Below are 6,249 nucleotides of genomic sequence, written 5' to 3'. Positions count from 1 at the left end.
GATGGAGGGCGCGTCCTTCGCGGGCGTCGCCCTCCATCAGCGCCGCCGTCGACGCCAGCGCCGCCAGCAGCGCCGCGGCCGCCATCGGCAGCAGGCGCTGAAGCTGGTCGGAGAGTTCGAGCCGGTCGCGCAGCAGGACGCCGCTGAGCCGCATCGTGTAGGTGCCGACGGCCAGGGCCAGGATCACGGCGATCAGCACGACGCCTCCTCGGCTGCGACGGGACGCCCGGCGCCGGTGCCCCGCGGTGCCCGGGGCCGGGGCAGGAACACCGCGCCCAGGCCGAGCAGCGCGCAGAGCACGGGCAGCCCGGCCGGGAGCACCGGCGTCAGGGCCACCGCCACCGCCGCGCCGACGAGCGCCACCACGCGGGTGTCGCGGTCACGCAGCGACGGCAGGATCAGGGCGATCAGGGCTGCCGGGAAGGCCGCGTCCAGGCCGAACGAGACCGGGTCGCCCGCCGCGGCGCCGAGCCACACGCCCAGCGCCGTGCCCAGATTCCACGACGTGAACAGCGTGATGCCGATCAGCCAGTAGGTGCGGCGGCGCCGGGCCGGGTCCCGTTCGGCGAGCGTGAAGGCCACCACCTCGTCGGTCATCAGGTGGCTGCCGATCAGCCGGTCCCGCAGGCGGGGGCCGACGGTGCCCGAGACGGCGAGGCCGAACGGCAGGTGGCGGGCGTTGAGCAGCAGGCCGGCGAGCACGGCGGCCAGGGGGTTGCCGGCCGCGATCAGGCCGACCGCGAGGAACTGGGCGCCGCCCGCGAACACCGCCGTCGACATGAGGAACGGGACCCAGACCGGCAGCCCGTACGAGATCGCGATGGCCCCGAACGACCCACCCACGGCGACCATCGCCGCCGCGATCGCCGCCGCGTCGCGCAGCAAGGCCCGATCCGGTGTTCGACTTGGCGTACGCATGGTTCAGAATAATGAACGCTAGGCGCATCGTTCGTCAAACCGAACGACCCGATCGACGGAGTGAACATGTCACAGCCCGCTCCCCCGCTGGCCACCATCGCCGCGGCGCTGCGCCGCGAGCGCGAACGGGCCGGCATATCCCTGGCCGAGCTGGCCCGGCGGGCGGGCCTCGCCAAGTCGACGCTCTCCCAGCTGGAGTCCGGCGCCGGCAATCCCAGCGTGGAGACGCTGTGGTCGCTCGGGGTCGCGCTCGGCGTGCCGTTCAGCCGGCTGGTCGAGCCGCCCGCGCCGCTGATCCGGGTGGTCCGGGCCGGCGAGGGCCTGCGGCTGCAGTCGGACCACGCCGACTTCTTCGCCACCCTGCTCGCCGCCGGCAGCACCCACGCCCGCCGCGACCTCTACGTCATGGAGCTCGAGCCGGGCGGCACCAGGCAGGCCGACCCGCACCTGGCCGGCAGCATCGAACACCTGGTCGTCGCGGCCGGGCGGCTGCGGACCGGCCCGGAGGGCGAGGAGCTCGACCTCGGGCCGGGCGACTACGTGACCTTCCCCGGCGACGTCCCGCACCGCTACGAGGCGCTCGAGCCGGGCACCTGGGCCGTCCTGGTGATGGAACACCGTTAAGACGCGTACAGGCGGGCCACCACGTCCTCGATGTCCGGCTCGACCAGGGACAGGTCCCGCACCGACGCCAGCGCCGACAGCCGGCCGACCACCGGGCCAGCGACGTCGGACAGCAGGTCGAACGACGCCCGGTGGCCGTCCGCCTCCAGCGAGACCAGCGTCGCGCCGTCGAGCTCGAACCCCGGCGGCAGCGGCGCGTCCAGGTCCGCGACGAGGCGGCGACGGGAGCCGTACCGGGCGTGCAGGGCCTCGATCGTGCCGTCGTGGACGACCCGGCCGTGGTCGATGACCACCAGCCGCCCGCAGAGCCGCTCGATGTCGGCCAGGTCGTGCGTGGTCAGCACCAGCGTGACGTCGCCGGTGGCGCCCAGCTCGGCCAGGAACGACCGGACCGCCTGCTTGCTGACCACGTCCAGGCCGATCGTCGGCTCGTCCAGGAACAGCACCTCCGGCCCGTGCAGCAGCGCCGCGGTGAGCTCGCCGCGCATCCGCTGGCCGAGCGAGAGCTGCCGGACCGGCGTGTCGAGGAATCCGTCCAGGTCCAGCAGGGCGACGCAGCGGCGCAGCCGGGCCGCGTGCTCGGCGGCCGGCACCCGGTAGATGTGCTGGAGCAGGCCGAACGACTCGCGCAGCGGCAGGTCCCACCAGAGCTGGGAGCGCTGCCCGAAGACCACCCCGAGGCGCAGCGCGAGCCTCGTGCGCTGCGGCACGGGACGCAGCCCGCAGACCGAGACGTCGCCCGCGGACGGGGTGAGCACGCCGGTCAGCATCTTCAGCGTTGTCGACTTGCCCGCGCCATTGGGGCCGATGTAGCCGACCAACTCGCCGCGCTCGATGCGCAGGTCGATGCCGTCGACGGCGGCCACGGTGCGTTTCTCGCGGCGCAGGCGGCCGGCCTTCACCCGTACGGTGAAATCCTTGCGCAGGGCGCGCATCTCGATGACCGTGCGATCTCTCATGAGCCCGTGCTCCGGTAGTGCCGGATGCCGGTGCGCCAGACGGCGGCGGCGAGGCCGGCCGCGAGCAGCGCCACCAGCGGAGACGCGAAGCCCGCCCAGGCGGGCATGCCGAGCGGGTCGGCCCTGCCCAGCAGCGCCAGCGCCGGCTGATAGGCGACGAATCCGAACCCCAGCCCGTACGCGAAGACGACCCGGAACCACCCCGAGTACACCGGCGTCGGGTACGCGGTGAAGTCCCGCCCGCCGTAGGTGAACGCGCTGCCGACCTCGCCGGAGTCCACCCACCAGAACGCCAGGCTGGCGCTGAGCACGAAGATCGAGGCGAAGAAGACCGCACCGGCGAGCGGCGTCACCACCAGCAGCACCACCCGCGCCGGGGTCCACTCCACGTGGTTGATCCGCAACGCGACGGCGAGCACCGCCATGCCGAACGGGAGCCGCAGCGCCTTGCGCAGCGGCAGGTCCATGAGGATCAACTGGCCGAACGCGCTCAGCGGCCGGACCAGGACCGCGTCCATCGTGCCGGTGCGCACGTACGTCTTGAGCCGGTCGATGTTGCCGACGGCGAAGTCGGCGAGGGCGAACGCGCACGACGACAGGCTGACGATCAGCACCCCCTCGGGCAGCGAGAACCCGGCGACGTTCGTCGTGGCCTGGAAGATCACCAGCACGGCGAGCACGTCCAGCGCCGTACCCCCGATGTTCGTGATCATCTCGACGGCGAACGACGCCCGGTACGAGGTGACCGAGCGCCACTGCCCACCCAGCAGCATCGCGTACGCCCGCAGCTCAGCCACCCTGTGCCACCAGCCGGCGCTCGGCACGACGCTGCACCAGCGCGCACAGCCCCAGCAACGCCGCCGCCCAGGCCGCCTGAAGGGCGACCAGCGCGAACTGCAGCGGCACCGGGTCCCGCTCGACCAGCACGTCGAGCGGCGACTGCATCAGTCCTGGAAACGGTGTGGCGACCCACAAGGTGACGGCCAGCGGTTCCGGCAGAAAACGCAGCGGGAAGTACAGACCGGCCAGCACCCCCGCGGCGAGCGTCCACAGCATGATCGGCCCGCGGGCGTCGTGCAGCCAGTAGGCGGTGGCGTTGACCAGGAACCGCACGCCCATGCTGCCCACGACGGCGAGCAGGACCGAGACCCCGAACAGCGGCACGGTGAACCAGCGGCCCGGGCGGTAGAGATCGAAGCAGACCAGGCCCGCGACGAGCGGCGGCACGAACCGGAAGACCATGCCGTGCAGGGCACGACCCAGGTCAGGAGCGAGATAGCCGATCACCGGATGGATCGGGCGCAGCAGATCGGCGGTCACCTCGCCGGTCCGGATCCGGTCGGACAACTCTGTCCAACCCCAGAGTGAAACTACGGTGAGCAACCCCTGACCGACCCAGACGAAAGTGGCCAGTTGGTCCGGGCGGTAACCTGCGGGCGTCCCGCCCACCGCGCCCGCCGCGACCGCGAGCAGCACGTAACAACGGAGGAACCCAAAGACGATGTTGGTGAACGATCCGGCTATGGTCGCCTGCCGGTAGGTGGCGTACCTCCGGAAACCCGACCATGCAAGAGCACCGAACGTAGTAAACCAATCCCGGAACGGACGGCGTGGAGAGATCTGAGGCACCCTGGCGTCGAGCCCGTCCACGCCGTTAATCTCCTCTCACAACCCCCGCAGCGGAGCCGGGCGACTGTACCCGGTGCACCGCCCTGCCACCGAGCAATTTCCGACAAGGTGGATTTTCGTCGTGACGGAGCGTAGCCAGACATCCGGCGCCCACAAGGCTGCCCGATGAACGGTTGGAGCTCGCATTCCGGTGCGAACCGGTGGGACGACGAGCCTGCCTGGGTCTACGAGATCACCTGGGAGTGGGAGCCGCTGCCCGGGCAGCGCTACCCCGGCGACCCGGGACGCCGCCGGGCCGTGCACCACCCCGTCTACGACGCGTCCCGCGCCGCCGAGGCCGCCTCGCAGTGGGACGCCGACTTCCGCCAGATCGCCCAGGCCTCCGGACCGCCGGCGCCATCGTCCGGCGGGCCGTCGACGGCCCGGCCGGTCTCGCCGGCCGCGGGCCGCGCCTCCGTCGGCCGACCGCCCCTGCCGCCGCCGTCGTGGTCCGGCCCGGATCAACCCACCCCCGGATCCCGTACGCCGTACGTGGCCGGACGCTCGCCCCAGCAGCCCCAGCAGTCCCAGCAGTCCCAGCCCCAGCAGCCCGCGCGGCCGGGGCCGTCGTGGAACCGGCCGGTGCCGCTGCCCGACCGGCTGCCCGACTCCGAGCACCGCCACCAGCGGCCGCCGGCGGATCGTGCCCAGGCCGAGCGCCCGCAGTCGGCGCCGCCGATGTACGGCACCCCCCGGCCTGGCCCCGCGCCGCGGCCGGGCCCGCAGGATCAGCGGTTCCAGGACCCCCGGCAGCCGCAGGACCCCCGCCATCAGCAGGACGCCCGGCGTCCGCAGGAGGCCCCCGCGGACCAGCGCTATCCGCATCCGCATCCGCAGCCCCAGTCCCAGGCGCAGCCGCGTCCGCAACCGCAGCCCCAGTCCCAGGCGCAGCCGCGTCCGCAACCGCAGCCGCACGACGCCCGGCCCGGGGCGGCGCGGCCCGAGCCGGATCCCAGGTTCGCGGATCTCCGCCACCCCGGATCGCGCCCGCCCGCACCGCAGCAGGACCCCCGCCTGGATCAGCGGCCCGCCGGCAACCGGCCCGGCACGGAGCCGCAGGCCGCGCCGTGGCACGGCGCTGAGTCACGCCCCGCTCCCCGGCCGGCAGCGCAGGACGAGCAGCACTACGGAACGCGACCGATGTCGCCGCCGCCGGCACACCAGCCGGCCCGGCCGGTCAGCCACGACACCCCGGCCTATCAGGGTCCGGGACAGGCGACACCGGTCGCGCCGTATTCGGCGCCGCGGCCGACGCCGCCGGATCCGACCTGGGCACCGCCGGTCGACCCCCGGCCCGCCACGCCACTCGGGCCGCGGTCCGTTCAGCCGGCTGTCGAGCCCCGGGCGCCACGTACCGGCGGCTCCCGGCACAGCGCCGAACCGCCGACGGACCCGCGCTTCTCCGCGCCGCTGCGCGCGATCCCGCCGGTCGAACAGCAGCAGCCCCGGACGGCGCCGCCCGCGGCTCGCCCGGCGGCGTATACGCCCCAGCCGCCCGCACACTCGGCACCGCCCGCGCCGTTGGCTCCGGCTGCCTACTCCGCACCGCCCGCGCACTCCGCACCGCCCGCGCACTCCGCACCGCCCGCGCACTCGGCACCGCCCGCGCCGTTGGCTCCGGCTGCCTACTCCGCACCGCCCGCACACTCCGCACCGCCCGCGCACTCCGCACCGCCCGCGCACTCCGCACCGGCTGCCTACTCCGCACCGCCCGCGGCGCCGGTCCGGCCCCTCTCGGCGCAGCCAACGAGGCCCGGGCAGCCGGTGTCCTCCGCGCCGCCGGTGCGGTCCAGCCCGACTCCGGTGCAGGTGCCGCCGGTGGTTTCGCAGCAGCAGGCACCGCCCGTGGTCCGGCCCACGTCGGCGCAGCCCGCGCACTATCGCCCGGCTCCGCCCGCGCACCCCTACGAGCCGCAGCCGCGTCACGCGCCCGCGACGGACGAGCGGCAGGCCCTGCGCCCGCCCTACGGAACTCCGGTTTCGCCGGCGGCCAACGAGTCGTCGCCCGTCGAGGCTCCGCCGGCGCGTCCGTCGGCCACGGCGCTGCCGTCCGCGCCGGCACCGGTCACTCCCGCGGCCC

6 protein-coding genes and 1 pseudogene are annotated in these 6,249 nt (G+C 74.3%); 2 read left to right on the top strand and 5 right to left on the bottom strand.

The features are described 5' to 3' along the window. Together AB0F10_RS43385 and AB0F10_RS43380 are read right to left on the bottom strand one after the other, a co-directional pair. Positions 1-199 (bottom strand): AzlD domain-containing protein (locus AB0F10_RS43385; RefSeq protein ID WP_360639868.1); only part of this gene is annotated, 199 nt, incomplete at its 3' end. After that, positions 193-918 carry an AzlC family ABC transporter permease gene (locus AB0F10_RS43380; protein WP_360639865.1) on the bottom strand — a complete coding sequence of 242 codons (726 nt, stop codon included), beginning with the start codon at positions 916-918 and terminating at the stop codon, positions 193-195. The genes AB0F10_RS43385 and AB0F10_RS43380, both read right to left, overlap by 7 nt. A gap of 66 nt (positions 919-984) precedes the next feature. On the opposite strand from AB0F10_RS43380, the gene AB0F10_RS43375 reads away from it, so the two are divergent. Continuing rightward, positions 985-1,542, top strand: a complete 558-nt coding sequence (locus AB0F10_RS43375; protein WP_360639862.1) for an XRE family transcriptional regulator — start codon at positions 985-987, stop codon at positions 1,540-1,542. Here the strand turns inward: AB0F10_RS43375 and AB0F10_RS43370 are convergent. Genes AB0F10_RS43370 through AB0F10_RS43360 form a run of 3 tightly spaced genes read right to left on the bottom strand, consistent with a single transcriptional unit; the run spans position 1,539 to position 4,151 of the window. After that, positions 1,539-2,501, bottom strand: a complete 963-nt coding sequence (locus AB0F10_RS43370) for an ATP-binding cassette domain-containing protein (RefSeq protein ID WP_360639859.1) — start codon at positions 2,499-2,501, stop codon at positions 1,539-1,541. The genes AB0F10_RS43375 and AB0F10_RS43370 overlap by 4 nt on opposite strands. Continuing rightward, entirely contained in the window at positions 2,498-3,298 is an 801-nt protein-coding gene (locus AB0F10_RS43365; protein WP_360639856.1) for an ABC-2 family transporter protein, read from the bottom strand. The genes AB0F10_RS43370 and AB0F10_RS43365 overlap by 4 nt, the downstream gene beginning before the upstream one ends. After that, entirely contained in the window at positions 3,291-4,151 is an 861-nt protein-coding gene (locus tag AB0F10_RS43360) for an ABC-2 family transporter protein (RefSeq protein ID WP_360639853.1), read from the bottom strand. Before AB0F10_RS43360 ends, AB0F10_RS43365 begins: the two co-directional genes overlap by 8 nt. A 144-nt stretch (positions 4,152-4,295) precedes the next feature. Here AB0F10_RS43360 and AB0F10_RS43355 point away from each other — a divergent pair. Then, a pseudogene (locus AB0F10_RS43355) lies at positions 4,296-6,249 on the top strand (hypothetical protein); the annotation flags it as partial.

Origin of the sequence: Actinoplanes sp. NPDC026623, from assembly GCF_040638275.1 — a bacterium.
GTDB lineage: Bacteria > Actinomycetota > Actinomycetes > Mycobacteriales > Micromonosporaceae > Actinoplanes.
Note: the sequence above shows the minus strand (reverse complement) of the source record. Positions and strands in the feature narration are given on the sequence as shown.